Source organism: Gordonia sp. NPDC003422 (assembly GCF_053588675.1).
The window spans coordinates 16,129-32,617 of sequence record NZ_JBSFQL010000009.1 but is presented as its reverse complement, the minus strand read 5'-3'; the positions used below and the strand labels follow the sequence as shown (position 1 = coordinate 32,617).

14 protein-coding genes are annotated in these 16,489 nt (G+C 65.1%); 12 read left to right on the top strand and 2 right to left on the bottom strand.

Features of this window, described 5'->3' with window-relative positions; all coding sequences use genetic code 11:
• Positions 1–11: 11 nt before the first annotated feature.
• Both ACWDTF_RS09685 and ACWDTF_RS09680 read left to right on the top strand, forming a co-directional pair.
• Entirely contained in the window at positions 12–1,709 is a 1,698-nt protein-coding gene (locus ACWDTF_RS09685; RefSeq protein WP_240855953.1) for an NAD-binding protein, read from the top strand.
• A gap of 97 nt (positions 1,710–1,806) precedes the next feature.
• Positions 1,807–2,070: a hypothetical protein gene (locus ACWDTF_RS09680; RefSeq protein ID WP_355274368.1), complete on the top strand. Its 264-nt coding sequence runs from the start codon at positions 1,807–1,809 to the stop codon at positions 2,068–2,070.
• Positions 2,071–2,091: 21 nt separating this feature from the next.
• Here ACWDTF_RS09680 and ACWDTF_RS09675 read toward each other — a convergent pair whose 3' ends face one another.
• On the bottom strand, positions 2,092–3,060 hold the full coding sequence (locus ACWDTF_RS09675) for an SMP-30/gluconolactonase/LRE family protein (RefSeq protein ID WP_240855951.1): 969 nt from the start codon (positions 3,058–3,060) through the stop codon (positions 2,092–2,094).
• Between the two features lie 165 nt (positions 3,061–3,225).
• Between ACWDTF_RS09675 and ilvA the strand changes: the two genes are divergently transcribed.
• Positions 3,226–4,602: a threonine ammonia-lyase IlvA gene (gene ilvA / locus ACWDTF_RS09670; RefSeq protein ID WP_240855950.1), complete on the top strand. Its 1,377-nt coding sequence runs from the start codon at positions 3,226–3,228 to the stop codon at positions 4,600–4,602.
• On the opposite strand, the gene treZ is transcribed toward ilvA, so the two are convergent.
• Positions 4,590–6,371, bottom strand: a complete 1,782-nt coding sequence (treZ, locus tag ACWDTF_RS09665; protein ID WP_355274372.1) for a malto-oligosyltrehalose trehalohydrolase — start codon at positions 6,369–6,371, stop codon at positions 4,590–4,592. The two genes, ilvA and treZ, sit on opposite strands and share 13 nt — an antisense overlap.
• A 381-nt stretch (positions 6,372–6,752) precedes the next feature.
• On the opposite strand from treZ, the gene ACWDTF_RS09660 reads away from it, so the two are divergent.
• From ACWDTF_RS09660 to ACWDTF_RS09620, 9 genes are all read left to right on the top strand, one after another.
• Complete coding sequence (locus tag ACWDTF_RS09660; RefSeq protein ID WP_240856046.1) at positions 6,753–7,577, top strand: MlaE family ABC transporter permease; 825 nt, start codon at positions 6,753–6,755, stop codon at positions 7,575–7,577.
• A 1-nt stretch (position 7,578) separates the two neighbouring features.
• Positions 7,579–8,445, top strand: coding sequence for an MlaE family ABC transporter permease (locus tag ACWDTF_RS09655; protein WP_240855946.1), 867 nt, complete (start codon positions 7,579–7,581; stop codon positions 8,443–8,445).
• A 7-nt stretch (positions 8,446–8,452) separates the two neighbouring features.
• Complete coding sequence (locus tag ACWDTF_RS09650; RefSeq protein WP_240855945.1) at positions 8,453–9,772, top strand: MlaD family protein; 1,320 nt, start codon at positions 8,453–8,455, stop codon at positions 9,770–9,772.
• Positions 9,769–10,803, top strand: a complete 1,035-nt coding sequence (locus ACWDTF_RS09645) for an MCE family protein (protein WP_240855944.1) — start codon at positions 9,769–9,771, stop codon at positions 10,801–10,803. The genes ACWDTF_RS09650 and ACWDTF_RS09645 overlap by 4 nt, the downstream gene beginning before the upstream one ends.
• A complete protein-coding gene (locus ACWDTF_RS09640) occupies positions 10,800–11,780 on the top strand; it encodes an MCE family protein (RefSeq protein ID WP_355274377.1) in 981 nt (326 codons plus the stop codon). Before ACWDTF_RS09645 ends, ACWDTF_RS09640 begins: the two co-directional genes overlap by 4 nt.
• On the top strand, positions 11,774–12,883 hold the full coding sequence (locus tag ACWDTF_RS09635; RefSeq protein ID WP_240855940.1) for an MCE family protein: 1,110 nt from the start codon (positions 11,774–11,776) through the stop codon (positions 12,881–12,883). Before ACWDTF_RS09640 ends, ACWDTF_RS09635 begins: the two co-directional genes overlap by 7 nt.
• Positions 12,880–14,043, top strand: a complete 1,164-nt coding sequence (locus ACWDTF_RS09630) for an MlaD family protein (RefSeq protein ID WP_355274381.1) — start codon at positions 12,880–12,882, stop codon at positions 14,041–14,043. Before ACWDTF_RS09635 ends, ACWDTF_RS09630 begins: the two co-directional genes overlap by 4 nt.
• Positions 14,040–15,212, top strand: coding sequence for an MlaD family protein (locus ACWDTF_RS09625; protein WP_449754319.1), 1,173 nt, complete (start codon positions 14,040–14,042; stop codon positions 15,210–15,212). The genes ACWDTF_RS09630 and ACWDTF_RS09625 overlap by 4 nt, the downstream gene beginning before the upstream one ends.
• A 95-nt stretch (positions 15,213–15,307) precedes the next feature.
• Complete coding sequence (locus ACWDTF_RS09620) at positions 15,308–16,267, top strand: hypothetical protein (RefSeq protein WP_449754318.1); 960 nt, start codon at positions 15,308–15,310, stop codon at positions 16,265–16,267.
• Positions 16,268–16,489 lie beyond the last annotated feature (222 nt).

Genomic DNA, 16,489 nt, shown 5'->3' with positions numbered 1-16,489 from the left:
AGTCTCTACCGATGGACGCGAACGTCATCGTGCACGGCGACGACGCACTGACCAGGCGGATTGTCGAAGAGCTGTCGAGTGCGGGCAGCGCCACCACGATGATCGCCGCAGCCGCCGACCTCGCAGCGGTGGATGTGCAGGCCGCGACCGCAGTGGTATGCGCTGGCTCCGACGATGCCGTGAACCTCGAGATCGCTTTGCTGGCAAGACAACTCAACCCGCAGGTGCGGGTGGTGACCCATCTGTCGAATCGAGTGCTGCGCGAAGCGGTGGCGCACGGCAACGGTCCGGGTGCGGTGCTCGACGTCGCCGAACTGGCCGCTCCGTCAGTCCTCGAGGCCGCTCTGGCGCGCACCACCCACTCGATCACGGTGGCCGGGACGGAGTTCGTGGTGTCCGGTGCGGGTGCCCCGCGCACCGGGACGCTACGTGAGCTCTACGGGGACCTTGCGCCGGTCGCGGTCATCCGCGGGGAGTTCGCTGCGTCTCCGGGTGCTGTGGTGGCCTGCCCGGGCCGCGACCTGATGGTCGCCGAAGGCGACTGGGTTGCGATGATCGGTACCGCAGAAGAGCTTGCCGGACAGAGCATCTCGACCGAGCATCCGCTGCGGGCCGCTCATCATCGGCCGCGCGGTCCGATGCGCGTGGCACAGGCCGTACGGGACTTCCGCGATGACGTCAACCCGAATTTGTTTCGCGCACTAGGGGTCTCGTTCACCCTGCTCATCGGTGCGACCCTGCTGCTGCGCTACACATACGACAAGCCGGGCATGAGTTTCGTGGACGCCCTGTACTTCTCGACCGAGACGATTGCCACGGTCGGCTACGGCGACTTCAGCTTTGTCGATCAGCCGACGTGGCTGCGATTGTTCTCCATCGTCCTCATGTTCGCCGGCGTCGGGACCACCGCGATCCTGATGGCCTTCGTCGCCGATCTCCTGCTCTCTCGGAGGTTGGGTCAGTCCGCGGGTCGGCGTCGGGCGCGACAGTTCACCGGTCATGTGATCGTCGTCGGGCTCGGATCGTTCGGCATTCGGGTCGCCGCCGACCTGCGGCAGCTCGGATACGACGTCGCCGTCGTCGAACGCGACCAGTCCAACCGTTATCTGTCGACTGCCGCCGATCTCGGTGTTCCGGTGATCTTCGGCGACGCGACGGTACGCCAGACCCTCGACGACGCGCGCATCTCGAGTGCGTCGGCGGTCGTGGTTCTGACGCAAGACGACATGGTCAATGTGGAGACGGGCATCGCGGCGCGCGAAGCGCTCGGCGTGCGCTGGTCGGGGTCGGCCGACGCACCCGGTGTGCCCGTGGTGCTGCGGGTATTCGACCACGCGCTCGGCGACGCGGTGGCTCGGCGTTTCGGCTTCGCGCATGTCCGGTCGACCGTGGAACTGGCGGCACCCTGGTTCATCGGCGCCGCACTCGGCCTCGACGTCTCCGGCACGTTCTCGGTGGGGCAGCGGTCATTCATGGTGGGTGGGGTCTCGGTGCGCGCCGGGAGTGCGCTCGATGGCGCGTCGATGTCGGATCTGCCGACGCAGACGCGGGTGATCGCCATCGAGAGCGCGAACGGGGAGGTCGTCGAGCATCCTCGGCGCGACGATCGTCTTGCCGCAGGCGACACCGCGTACCTGGTCGGTCCGTACCACGAGCTGCTGGCCACCCTGCAGCGCGGCACCAGGTCCGCCGACGCTCACGGCGTGTGATCTCCGAACATCCACGGATAGTTTTCGGGTAGCCGAACATTTCTTTTCGACATCGGTTACAGTGGTGTTCTAGCCCGCCGCATCCAAGGAGACGTCGATGACCACGCTCATCCAGATCGTGAATCCGGTCGTCGGACGTCGTGGCGATGCGCCCACCGTGAATGTTGCCGGCGTGCAGTGGCCGTTTCACAAGGTGGCTGCCGTCGTCGTGGGTATTGTCGCGGCACTCATGACCCTGATCGTGACGCAATCGGGTCAGGCCACGATGTGGGTGACCGCTCTTGCCGTCCTGGCCGTCTGGTGGGGCACCCGACTTCCCGCCGTCGCAGCGTTGGCCGTCCGGTTCCGACCGTCGGAGTAGCACCCCAAATTCCGCGCCCGGTCAGCGGGTGGCGGGTATCGCCGCCGTAGCGCCTGCGCTGAACCCGCCCGGAATCTCGTAGATCCGACCGTCGAAGCCTGCGCGGAACAGTCGTCCAGACGAGAAGCCGCGATCGCCGCGTCCGTAGCTGACGACGCTCGACAGCGGCATTCCTGACGCGAGTACGCAATAGCGACCCGGTGAGGTGATCCGGACGACCTCACCAGCAGCATTGAACGGGACGATCGGACGGCCGCGCGCGTCGAGGGTGAGGCCGTCGGGTGTCGCGTTGCCGCCGACCGACAGCAGGCTCTGCACCACTCGCGGATTCGTTGTCGAGATGCGGCTGACGCCGGGGTTGACGAAGGTGCGTGACACGTAGAGCCAGCGATCGTCGCGGCTCAGAACTGCACCGTTGGCGCTGGGAAATGTCGCCCACCCGGCCTGCACGAATCCGTTCGGGAACACTCGGCCGATCAGGTTGCCGAAGTCGTTGGTGGCGTACACGGTTCCGCGCGCCGAGACGTCCATGCCATTGGCCGCGGACAGGCCGCCCACCCAGGGGCGGATCGCGAGATCGGTGATGTTGAGTCGCGCGATGCCGGCGTGTCGCAGGGTGTCGCCGACGATCACACGGGGGTCGGCTCCATATCCGACGAGCAGCGTGCCGCCGGGAGTCCAGGCGAGCGCGCCGGCTCCGCTTCCGCCGGGTACGCGGGCGATCGGGATCGCCGGTGCGCCGGGCCGGTCGAGCCGATAGACGCGGCCACTGAACAGATCTGTGGTGTAGAGCCGTCCGCCGGCGTCGACGGTGAGCCCTTCGAGGGCGGCTCCCGGGACGCTGCCCACGAGTCGTGGTGGTGTGGCGCCGGGACAGGGCGCGGCCGATGCGGGCGCCGAAACGACTGCGGCGGCGAGACCTGCGGTCACCGTGACGCCCGCGAGAATGGCTCCGAGACGTGTGCGAAGGGAGGTGGGCCGGTGTGTCATGACACTCCAAGCGTTGTCGGGTGGACCCGAAGTTGCTGGTCCGTGACGGGCTTCGGTGGCGCCGCGGTCTTCAGTCGCCGACAAGAACCCATGACCGTTGCCAGTGTAGGCGCCGGACTTTGTCGCGATACCGCGATTCGTCGGGCTCGACCACGCAGTGAGACCATGGACGTCGTGAGTACCCAATCCGCGATGGTGTCCGAACCGGCGTTGACCGCCGAGGCGATCGAGGCGGCGTCGCGCCGCATCGAGCCCGCGATCGCCCGCACCCCGTTGGAAGCCTGCCCACGCATCTCCTCGGATGTCGGAGCGCAGGTCTATCTCAAGCGGGAAGATCTGCAGACGGTTCGCTCGTACAAGATTCGCGGTGCGTTCAATGTGATGGCCCAGCTGACCCAGCCCGAACTGGCCAGGGGAGTGGTTGCCGCCAGCGCAGGCAATCATGCGCAGGGGGTGGCGTTCGCGTGCCGCACCATGGCGGTACATGGTCGGATCTACGTGCCGACCACCACGCCAAAGCAGAAGTGCGACCGAATCCGTTGGCATGGTGGCGAATTCGTCGAGTTGCTGGCGGTCGGCGACACCTACGACGCGGCCGCGGCGGCTGCTCAGGCCGATGTGCTGCGGACGGGCGCCACCTGGATTCACGCCTTCGACGACCCGCGAACAGCGGCGGGGCAGGGCACGATCGCGCACGAATTCGTTGACCAACTCGGCGAGGTTCCCGACGTCGTGGTCGCGCCCGTGGGTGGTGGCGGATGTCTGGCCGGCATCGCGACATACCTTCGCGCCCGACGCCCCGACGTCGCGATCATCGGTGTCGAACCCACCGGCGCGGTGTCGCTGACCGCTGCCCTGGTCTACGGCGGGCCATACACCCTGCCGACCATCGATCCGTTCGTCGACGGCGCAGCGGTCAAGCGCATCGGCTCGATCGGGCACGGCGTGCTCTCGGCGATGGCGTCGTCGGTGAGTGACCACCCGACACTCGCCGAGGTTCCGGTGAACGCATCGACGCAAGTGCTGCCCGATGGTCCGATCGAGGTGGGACCCGGGACGACGCACATCACCCACGTGGACGAGGGTGCGATCTGCTCGGCCATGCTCGAGCTCTATCAGAACGAAGGCATCATCGCCGAACCCGCCGGCGCGCTGGCCACCGCCGCGCTGTCGCGGCTGCAACTACCGGCCGGTGCGAGCGTCGTGAGCCTGGTTTCCGGTGGCAACAACGACGTGTCGCGCTACGGCGAGATCATCGAGCGCTCACTTGTCCATCGGGGACTCAAGCATTACTTCCTCGTCGACTTCCCGCAGGAACCCGGCGCGCTGCGGCGCTTCCTCGACGAGGTGCTCGGGCCCGACGACGACATCACGCTGTTCGAATACGTGAAACGCAACAACCGCGAGACCGGCGCCGCGCTCGTCGGCGTCGAACTCGGCTCGCCCGACGGGCTGCCGGAACTGATGGACCGGATGTCGCACTCGCGTCTGAGCTGCGAGCGACTCGAACCGGGAACACCCGCCTACGACTACCTGACCTGATCTCCATTCGCCTCGGTCCGTCGCCCGACGACCACGTTGTGGCCGGGGGAGGCGAAGCCGGAGTCGTTGGGCGTCACGGGTTCCCAGGACAGTTCGACGTCGAGCGCGATCGGTACGGCCGTCTCGTTCTCGCCGAATATCCCGACCACCGACCATGAGCCGCGGTGCATCGCGAACCAGCGGGCCTCCGCGTCGTAGGTGACGTCGACCGAATCGAACGATTCGGCACCGAGTTCCGGTTGGGATTTCCGCAGTGCGATGAGCGCGCGGTAGAAGTCGAGTACCCTCGAGTGGGCCGGGTCGTCGAGTTCGGACCAGTGGAGCTTCGACGCCTCGAAGGTCGCAGGGTCCTGCGGGTCGGGGACATCCTCGGTGTCCCAACCATGTTCGGCAAACTCTCCGCGTCGGCCGGTCCGCACTGCTTCGCCCAGTTCGGGTTCGGGATGAGAGGTGAAGAAGGCGAACGGTGTGCTCGCGGCCCATTCCTCGCCCATGAACAACATCGGTGTGAAGGGGGCGAGCAGGACCAGTGCGGCCTTGATCGCCAGCTGGCCGTCGTCGAGGTAGAAGCCTGGTCGGTCGCCGATGGCGCGGTTGCCGATCTGGTCGTGATTACACGTGTAGGCGACCAACGCTGACGCCGACACCTGCTCGGTGGGAATCGGCCGCCCATGACCCCGACGCCGGAACGACGAGTACGTGCCGTCGTGGAAGAAGCCGCCGCGCAACACTTTCGCGAGGCACTCGAAGCTTCCGAAGTCGGCGTAATAGCCCTGGCGTTCGCCCGAGACCGCGGTGTGGATGGCGTGGTGGATGTCGTCGTCCCATTGCGCCGCCAAGCCGTGGCCGCCGACCGTCCGGGGCAGGATCATCCGCGGATCGTTGAGGTCGCTCTCGGCGATCAACGACAGCGGTCGGCCGAGTTCGGCCGACAACGCATCCGTGGCCGTCGCGAGGTCTTCGAGGATGTGCACAGCCCGGTGGTCGATCAGAGCGTGTACGGCGTCGAGGCGCAGTCCGTCGACGTGGAACTCGTGGAACCAGCGCAGCGCGGTGTCGACGATGTACGCCCGTACCTCGTCGGAGTCCGGCTCGGACAGATTGAGCGACGATCCCCAACTGTTGGTGCCCTCGGTGAGGTAGGGGCCGAACTCGGGCAGATAGTTGCCCGACGGGCCCAGATGGTTGTAGACGACATCGAGGATCACGCCCAGGCCGCGCGCATGACAGCGGTCGACGAATCGGGCCAGGGCGCCCGGCCCGCCGTAGGCCTCCTGCACCGCGTACCACGCAACGCCGTCGTAGCCCCAGTTGTAGACGCCGTTGAACGCGTTGACCGGCATCAGCTCCACGAAGTCGACTCCGAGATCGACGAGGTGGTCGAGACGCTCGAGCGCCGAGTCCAGGGTGCCGTCGGGAGTGAAGGTTCCGAGGTGAAGTTCATAGATCACCGAGCCATGGACCCCACGCCCCGGCCAGTCGTCGTCGGTCCACAGCGTGTCGTCGACCCTGAACAGGGCCGAGGGTGCGTGCACGCCGTCGGGTAGCCGGACCGATCTGGGGTCGGGGTGAGGATCGGCGCCGTCGATGACGAAGCTGTACCGCGCCCCCGGACCGTCTGATTCGACGAGTTCGACGGCAGACTCCGGCACGGTCCACCATCCGCCCGATCCCGCCGTCATCGATACCCGGATTGGACCGGCGGGAGAGTCGCTGCCGGTCTCGAGTTGGACAGATGAGGCGTCGGGTGCCCAGACCCGCAGGTCCATGAGACTCCGTGGGCTGTGAAAGCGACTCGCCGACGCCGAAAAGGGGGGGTTTTGCGAGCGCTGGTCGACCGTCCCAGTTATGGTGCAATCGTCACCAGATGTATTGCGCGTCACATCGTGGTCGGCGGCCTTTTCCGAATCGGTCACCTGACACAAGGTATGTCGAACGGAACCGGGGCGCAGACCGGCGAACTTGTGAGGCGAGGCACAGCACACCGACGAAGCGAGGTATATTACCCACGCACCTGCCCGGGGGGCATGTTTCATATTCGATTTCGAGGTCACCTGACCATCGACACGGCTGCGAACCATCGGTACGGATTTTTTCGGACGCAAGGGTAGGGATTGAGCACAAACACAACCACCTCCGACGACGAGGAAGTGGATTCACGGCGGGGGCCTGGGGTGCTTCGGTCGTGGTTCAACGGCCACGTGGTGGCATCCTTCGACACCTTCGGTCGTCAGTTGGGGATGTTCATCGAGGTGTTCAAGACGCTGTTCGTGGACATCTTCAAGCGTCGGTTCCCGTTTGGTGAGTTCATCCGTCAGTGCGCCTTCATGGCCAGCACCTCGGTGTTCCCGACGCTGCTCGTCGCAATTCCGATCGGCGTGATTGTCTCGATCCAGGTGTCGAACATCGCCGGACAGATCGGTGCGACGTCGTTCTCCGGTGCCGCGACCGGTCTGGGTGTCATCCGGCAAGGTGCGCCCCTGGTCACCTCCCTGCTTCTCGCCGGCGCGGTCGGATCGGCCATTGCCGCCGACCTCGGCTCGCGCACCATCCGCGACGAGATCGACGCGATGCGAGTGATGGGCGTCAACCCGATCGAGCGGCTCATCTCACCCCGTCTTCTGGCGACGATGGTGGTCAGTTTCCTGCTCTGCGGTTTCGTCTGTTTCGTCGGCTTCATCACCGGCTACGCCTTCAACGTCTACTTCCAGGGCGGTACGCCCGGCAGTTATACGGGCACCTTTGCGTCTTTCGCCTCGACGTCGGACTTGTTGTTCGCGCTGGGTAAAGCGGTGATATTCGGTGCGATCGTGGCGATCGTCGCCTGCGACCGCGGGCTGTCCACCAAGGGCGGTCCGGCCGGTGTGGCGAACTCCGTGAACGCGGCGGTCGTGAACTCGGTGCTGCTGCTGTTCACGGTGAACGTCATCCTGACCCAGCTCTTCGCGATCCTCGTCCCGGCAAAGGTGGTGTGACGTGACTGCTTCTCGGTATATACCCCCCGCGCTGCGGCCGGTCGAGGCGGCCAAATCGCTGTACCGCGGTCCGCGCAACGCGCTCGCTGCGATGGGGCACCTCATCACCTTCCTGGTTCGTTCGATCGGCGCCGTACCCCTGGCTTTCCGGCACTACAGCCAAGAGGTCTGGCGCCTGCTCTCCGATGTGGCCTGGGGCAACGGCGCGATCGTGGTGGGTGGCGGCACCGTCGGCGTCATGGTGATCCTCGGCATCATGGGCGGTGCGACGGTCGGCATCGAGGCATATACCGCCCTCAACCTGCTGGGCATGGCGCCGGTCACCGGCGGCCTGTCCGCGTTCGCGACAACACGCGAGATCGCGCCGCTGCTCGCGGCGACGGCCTTCACCGCACAGTCGGGTTGCCGGTTCACCGCTCAGCTCGGTTCGATGCGCATCGCCGAGGAGATCGACGCGCTCGAGGCCATCGCGATCCGCCCGCTCCCGTACCTCGTGACCACGCGGATGCTCGCCGCGGTGCTCGCGATCGTCCCGCTCTACTCGGTGTCGCTGGCCGCCAATTACATCGCCTGCCAGGTGATGTTCCAGTTCCAGAGCGGTCAGGGTGCCGGGACCTATTTGTACTACTTCAGTCAGTTCCTCGTGTCCTGGGACATGGTCTTCTCCTTCTTGAAGGTGATCGTGTTCGTGCTGCTGACGACGTTCATCCAGTGCTATTACGGCTACTTCGCCTCGGGCGGTCCCGAAGGCGTGGGTGTGGCCGCCGGACATGCCATCCGACTCGCGATCATCGTCATCGTGTTCGCCAACCTGATCATGACGCTGGTGTTCTGGGGCACCTCGCCCGGAATCAAGATCTCGGGGTAGGGGACTCATGAACATCGCAACCGACGGACGTAATCCCTCGCTCCTGCAGTACGTGCTGCGCGGCGTCGCCTTCCTGATCGTGATGCTGATCATCGCGGTCCTGCTGACCATGCGCTATCAGGGTGTGTTCAGCTCGACGGTTCCGGTCACCGCGAAACTCAACGACGTGGGCGATGGTCTTCTCCCCGGCGCGGACGTCCGCTACAACGGTCTGATCGTGGGATCGGTGAAGACGATCGAGCTCGACGATTCCGATGCCACCGGGACGGCGCAGCTCAAGCTCGTCGACATTGATCTCGAGCCTCAACAGGCCGAGGGCATCCCGGCGAACGTGACGGCCCGAACCGTGCCGTCCAACCTGTTCGGCGTGAACTCGGTGGAACTGATCCCACCCGCAGATCCGGGGACCGCCCGCATCAGCGACGGTGCACAGATTCCGGCCGATACGTCGCTGCCGACCATTCGGCTGCAGGACGCGCAGAACGAACTGCGGACCCTGCTGAAGGCCATACCGCCGGAGCAACTGGCCAGCTTCCTCGGAACGCTTTCCGACGCGCTCAAGGGCGGCGGTGCGGTGTTCGGTTCATTCGTCGGCGTGCTCGACACCTATTTCAAGACGATCAACGCGCAGTTCCCGCCTGGCGCACCGTCGGGCTTCGACAACTTCAACAACGCTGTCCAGGGATTGGCGCAGTCGACGCCTCAACTGTTGGACGCCTTGGGCCGCAGTGTCATCCCGGCGATGACGATCGCGGAAAAGCAGCAGGATCTCGCGGCGCTGCTGTCGGCTGGGCAGGGCATCCTCGACCAGACCCAGGTTCTGTTCGCGCGCAACGGTGACGGCGGCAAGCGTCTGGTCACCGACCTCAACCGCATGGTCGGTGCGGCTGTGCTCGAACCCAATTCACTGCCCGAGGCACTCAGCGCGCTCAATACTCTCGCCGCCAAGGTGCTCACGGTGTTCACCGGTGTCAACGGGCATGCCCAACTCAACATCGGCGTCAGCTTCGGCGCCTTCCAGCGATATACGCGGCAGAACTGCCCCGTGTACAACGGCGGGCCATATGGCCAGACACGCGGGCCGGGCTGTGTGGGACCGGGAACCGGGACCGGGCCGACGAGTTCGGGTCCGCTGATGATCTATCCGTCCGACGGCATGCGGCGCAATTCGCCCGCGGGCATGGTGACCACGGGCGACGATGCCCGGACGCTGGGCCAGGCGCTCCGTCGTAAGCCGAACGCTGCCGACGCCTTGATGTTGGGGCCGCTCGTGCAAAGCGTCGAGGCACGCCCGACCACCGCACAGACACCGGGAGGGGGACGATGAGCTCGGGGAAGGCGTCAATCCGCAAGCCGCTGTTCGGGTTCTTGATCTTCGGCGTGGTGGCATTGCTGCTCACCTACATCATCTTCTCCACGCTGGAGCGGTCGGTGTCGGGACCGACGAACACCTACACGACCTACTTCACCGACGCCTCGGGCCTGGCCACCGGCGACGACGTCCGGATGGCCGGAGTCCGGGTCGGCCGAGTCGACGAGATCGTCCTCGACGATGGTCGCGCGAAGGTGAGCTTCGAGGTCCAGGACAGCCAGCCGATGTACACCAACACCAAGGCGGCCATCCGGTACCAGAACCTCATCGGGCAGCGTTACCTCAATCTCACGCTGGACAAGGCGGTCGCGTCCCAGCCACTCCCCGCGGGTTCGACACTCAAGTTGCCGTCCGAGGACTCCTTTGACGTGACCAAACTCCTCGCCGGTTTCCAGCCGGTGTTCGAGACGCTCGACGCCGAGCAGGTCAACGCGCTGTCGCAGGGTCTGATCGACGCGTTCCAAGGCAGCGACGTGTCCCTGAGCTACACGATCGCGCAGGTGGGCAAGCTGGCCGACGACACCGCGAACCGCGATGCGGTGATCGGCGCGATCATCGACAACCTCAGTGGCGTGATGCGCGACCTCGCTCGCCAGGGCGGCCAGGTCGGCACGGTGATCTCGAGTCTGGGCACCATCATCGAGAACCTCAACAAGAACTCGGCGACCTTCGGCCGGGCGGTCACCGACATCGGCAACACCGCCACCGGTTTCGCGAACGTCCTCAGCCAGAGTCGGGCCGATCTGGCATCGGCGGCCACGAATGCGCGAGTGGCCACCAACACCCTGATCGGCGAGGGCGCAAAACTGGATCAGCTGGCGGTCGACCTGCCCATCTTCCTCGGGCACTTCCCGCTCGTCCTCGGAGAGGGTTCTTACCTGAACATCTACGCGTGTGACCTCGACATCGCGATCGGCGACGTACTCCTGCCACCCGGGCTGATCAACAAGATCGGCGGCACCAAGCACTCGGTGGTGTGCCGATGAAGAACCACTTCCGCAACAACAAACGACTTTGGTACGGGCTCATCGGCGCCGTCGTCATCGTCGCGCTCCTACTCGGGGTGACTGCGCTCGCGAACGCGCACCTGGGCAAGAAGACGTACACGGGTGACTTCGCGCAGGCCGGCGGCATCCGACCGGGCGACAAGGTGCGCGTTGCCGGAATCGACAAGGGGGAGGTCACCGACACCGAACTCGAAGGCAACCACATCACCATCACCATGAAGGTCGATCAGGATGTGGACGTCACCGCCAACGGGTCGGCGGAGATCAAGATGTCGACGCTGCTGGGCCAGCGCTACATCGATCTGTCGCTCGGCGACTCCAGCGAGCCCGCCCCGGACGGCAAGATCGAGCAGACGCGCGTCCCCTACGATCTGCAGCGCACCATCGAGGCCGGTGCCCCGATCCTGAACGACCTGAACAGCGACAGCCTCAGTCAGAGCATCCGGACGCTGAACAAGCAACTGGCCGGTGCGCCGGCGATCACCAAGCCGACCATCGACGCCCTGACGGCGATGTCCAAGGTCATCACCAACCGCAAAGACCAGATCAACCAACTGCTGGCCGACACCCAGACGGTGACGGGGATCGTGACCGACAACCAGGCGCAACTGGCGATCATCGTCGGCCAGGGCCGGCAACTCGCCCAGAAGATCACCGCGCGTGAGGCATTGGTGACCCGGATGCTCGACGGTATCGCGGCGCTGTCCGAGCAGGCCAAGGCCGTCGCCGGCGAGAATGCCAACCAGTTCGCGCCCATCATGACGAACCTGAACACGGTCTCGCAGGGCCTGGAGAAGAACCGGAAGAACTTGCGCAAGATCCTCGAGATCCTGCCGGTCACCGCACGACTGACCAACAACGTCATCGGTGACGGTCCGTACGCGAACAGCTACCTGCCCTGGGGCATCTTCCCGGACAACTGGCTGTGCCTGGCACGGGTGGTGGACGGATGCTGAACGCGCAGAAGGTGAATCTCAAACGGTCGGTGTGGCTCGTCGGCCTTGCGCTGCTGGGCGTGGTCGGGCTGTCCGGATGCTCGTTCATCCCGGCGAGCTGGCAGAAGACCTTCGGCCAGGCGATCGAGGTGACCGCCTACTTCGACAACGTGGCCGGGCTGTACAAGAGCAACGACGTCGCGGTCCTCGGGATGCCGGTCGGACAGGTGACGTCGGTGGAACCCCAGGGCAATCGTGTCAAGGTCACGTTCACCATCGACAAGGACGTGCCGGTACCGGCCGACGCGACCGCGGCGATCGTGAACACGTCGATCGTGACGACCCGCCACGTCGAACTGAGTCCGGCCTACAGCGGTGGGCCCAAACTCGAGGATGGTGCGGTCCTCAAGCAGACCAAGGCGCCGGTGTCGGTCGGCGAGCTGTTCGATTCACTCGATCACCTGGTGGTCGCGCTCGGTGGCGACGGCAACGGAGCTGGACCGCTTGCCGACATGATCGACATCACCTCGGGAATCGCGTCGGGTAACGGGCAGGCCATTCGAGATGCGTTGAACGAGTTGGGTTCTGCATCGGAGGTCGTGTCCGGCAACAGCAACGTCCTGATGGATCTGGTGAAGACGATTCAGGGCCTGACGACGACTCTGGTTGCCAACTATCCGAAAATGCTGGAGTTCTCGAACTCGATCAACGGTGTCGCGACCATGCTTCGGGCGCAGTCACCGGGCCTCGTCGCCACGCTCGGCGATCTCAACACCGCCCTGCAGAACACGACGGTCTTCCTGCAGAACAACACCGGGACCATCAGCGGTTCGCTCGGACGGCTCGCGGCACTCGCAGCGAATCTCGGTGACTACTCACGGCAGGTGGTCGAGACCATCGACCTGGGACCGTTGCTGTTCCAGAACCTCAGCAACTCGGTGTCCGCAGAGCAGGGCGCCTGGCGTGCCCAGGTGTTGCTCGACAAGTCGTTGCTCGACAACGAACTGCTCGCCAAGTTCTGCGAGACCATCAACCTCCAGAAGGACGGCTGCAGGACAGGCAAGTTGAAGGACTTCGGACCCGACCTGGGCATCTACTCCGCACTGTTGGAGTTGGCGAAATGAGAACAGTCACCCGCACTGCACTGGACCGTCCGCGCGCCTCGCGCGGAGAATCTCGCCGTCCGTCGACTCGCCGTCGGGTGGGACTGCTGGCCGTGGTGGTCGCCGGTCTCATGACCCTCACCGGATGCGGGGTGCTTCCCGGGCTCACCGTCGAACAGATCCCGTTGCCGGCACCGGGCGGAATCGGTGAGGCCATCGAACTCACCGCGAACTTCGACAACGCGCTCAACCTCCCGACCCGGGCCAAGGTGAAGTTGAACGGCACCGACGTCGGCCAGGTCACCGACATCTCGGTGAAGGACTACAAGGCCATCGTCAAGATGGATGTCAGCAAGGCAACCAAGCTGCCGGTCGGCACCGGCGCGGAGCTGCGCCAGGCCACGCCGCTCGGCGATGTGTTCGTGGCGCTCTTGCCGCCACCCGGCCAGCCGACGGGGTATCTGTCCGACGGTGACACCCTCACCGGCCCGACGTCGGCCGCGGCAACCGTCGAGGATCTCCTGATCAGCGTCAGCGGTGTGGTCGACAGCGGTTCGCTGAACTCGTTGACGGTCATTCTCACCGAGTTGAGTGCTGCGGTGTCGCCCCATCCCAACGAACTCAACGACTCCATCGAAGGGCTCACCACCGCCATCCGGAAGTTCAACCTGAACGCCGGCGAGGTCGACCGGGCGATGGCCAACACGCGGGTGCTCACCGCTCAGCTGGCCGCTGGACGCGCGCAGATCATGGCCTCCATCAACAAGATCGGGCCGGCCGTGAATGCGGTGAACTCGCAGATCGGGTCCGTGCTGACGACGCTGAACAAGACGCAACAGGTCACTGCGGCGACCAACGACTTCCTCAACTCCAACGGGAACAACCTGGTGGAACTGATCGGGCATCTGAACACTGTCGTCATCGGCTTGCAGCAGGCGGCCCCCACGCTGGGATCTCTCGCCGACAACCTGCACATCCTGGTGCCGAGGTGGGCAAAGACGACCCAGGGCAGCGCGGCAGCGCTGTCGGCCAAGGTCTACTGGCTCAATCCGGGTGTCGGCTTCGACTCCGCAAGCCGCCTACCGGAACTCGGCGACGTGGATGCGGGTTCGGCCGCGCTGCAACAAACCCTCACCAGGCTGTTGGCGCGACTGACCGGGACAAAGGGGTGCTGCGGATGACCGCAATGCTGGCCTTCCTCAAGAAACACTCGGTCATCCTGGGCAACCTCGCCCTGGTGATGGTGATGGTTGTCGGTCTGGCCTACCTCGCGTTCGGAATCCTGCGCTGGGAGCCACTCACCGGCAAATATCACCTGACGATCAACTTCCCGATCTCGGGCGGGTTGCAGGACACCTCGCGGGTGACGTTGCGGGGTTCCCAGATCGGCGATGTGGACAGCATTCAGGTGCAGCCGAACTCGGTCGAGGTGAAGGTCTCGATCGACGAGGACGTGAAGATCAACCGCAACGCCATGGTGGCCGCGCTGGGTCTGTCGGCCGCAGGCGAACAGTACGTCGACTTCCAGCCGCCGACCGCCGACGGTCCGTATTTCGAGGACGGTGACACCATCAATGCGAACCAGACACACGTCACCGCACCCTTCCCGGATTTGCTCGAATCGTCGCTGGGCGTCATCGAACAGATCGACCCGGTGAAGCTTCGCTCGGTGATCGAGAACCTCGACGTCGCGCTCGGCAGCGACGACGGCAACAACCAGCTCGACGCGCTGTTCGCCTCGGGCGGAACAATTTTCGCGAGCCTGTACCGTGTTCTCCCGCAGACCACCAAGCTCATCCAGGATTCGGGCACGATCCTCAAGACCACCGCCGGGATCCAGCCAGATTTCGGCACCACGGTGGCCTCGATCAGTGCGGTCATCAACGCGACGGTCGCGTCGGACAAAGAGATCCGCACCCTCCTGAACCGTGGGCCCACACAGCTCACGAGTCTGACGGGTTCACTCAACCAGCTGAACGACCCGCTGGCCGACGTACTCAAACAGGTTCTCGACATCGCCCGTCAGGGTGCTCTGCGCGCGCCGGCCATCGCCAACCTGCTGCCGTCGATCCGGGACGCCAGTGTCAAGAGCCTCGCAATGTTCCACGGCGGGGCATGGTGGACGTTCGGTTCGGTGTTTCCACGCCCGGCCTGCAACTACCCGGTGACTCCGCGTCGACCGACGCAGGTGCTCGAACTCGCGGTGCCGGTCAATCTGTACTGTGTGACGGAGGATCCGAACCAGCAGATCCGTGGCTCGGCCAACGCACCCCGACCCCCGGGTGACGACACCGCCGGACCGCCGCCGGGATACGACCCGAACGCACGTACCGTGCCGATGGACAAGTGATTCTCTGCTCGCACGAGCATGAGTTCGACACCACGCCGACATGGGTGTCGCCCTGCGACGACGCCCATCTGCGGTGCGCTAGGAAATGACTTCAGATGACCGATCTTGACAAGACCGATGACACAGTGGCCGACAACAACGTGACCGACGACTTCACGACGGTGGACGACGCCGAGAACGTCACCGTCGAAGAAGAGGCAACTGCTCCACGCACCCCGACGGGCAAATCCCGTCGGCGGTCGCAGGGGTCGGTTTCCGTCTCCACGTCGGCGGATGACGCCGACGAATCGGCCGCCAAGGAATCAAAGGCCGAGGATTCGAACGCCGAGGACTCAGGCGCTGATGACACGGAGGTCATCGATACCGCCGATACGGTGCCGGTCGAGCGCAAGACCAAGCCTGCGCAGGTGAAGTCGGACGGCGTGAAGGACGGGGCCAAGAAGGAGTTCACGCTCACCGTCAGCAGAAGCGGGCTACTCCGCGCCGTCGCAGTGCTGGCCGTGGTCGCGTTGCTCGCCTGCATCGGCTTCCTCGGTTGGCGACTGCACGAGAAGAACGAGCGTTTGGCCGCCTTCGACGACAGCATCGCCGCGTCGAAGCACTTCATCAACGAACTCGTGGCGACGATGCCGGCAAACGCGGCCGACCAGTACAAGGATCGACTCGGTCCGTTGAGCACCGGTGAGTTCAAGGAGACGCTGGCGCGTGAGCGCACCGCGACCGAGCAGCAGACCCGCGACATCAAGGTGACCGACGCGTCGGCCAACATCAAACTCGCCACGGTCGAACAGTTCACCTCCGACACTGCCACGACGCTGCTGCAGGTGGAAGTCACCGCCTCCGGTGCGATGGCCGCGACGCCGCAGAAGGCGACGTTCTTCTACCTGATCAACCTCGAGAAGGTGGATGGCGAGTGGCTGGTCTCCAAGCTCGGCACTGCGCCCGACACGGGTGTGTTATTCGGCGACGGGACCCGAGTTCCGCCGAACGGAACTCCGACGCCCGCTCCGTCTCCCACACCCACCCCGGCCCCGGCGCCCGCTCCCGGGGGCTAGCCGATTGCGGACCGAGCCACCTCCGCTCCCTTAGCCTGGATCCGTGGAACCGGCGTCGACCTCCGCTGCCTGATCCGAAGAGTCGGTAAACAATCCCGCTGACCTGCGGAAATGAGCCGGCGTCGTGCCCGCGAAATCTAGGGGAAGAACTTCTTCCCCGGGGTTCATAGTCGTCCGCGAGAATTTTCTGGGGGAGGACTCCAAGGGTGGGGGAAGAGGTTT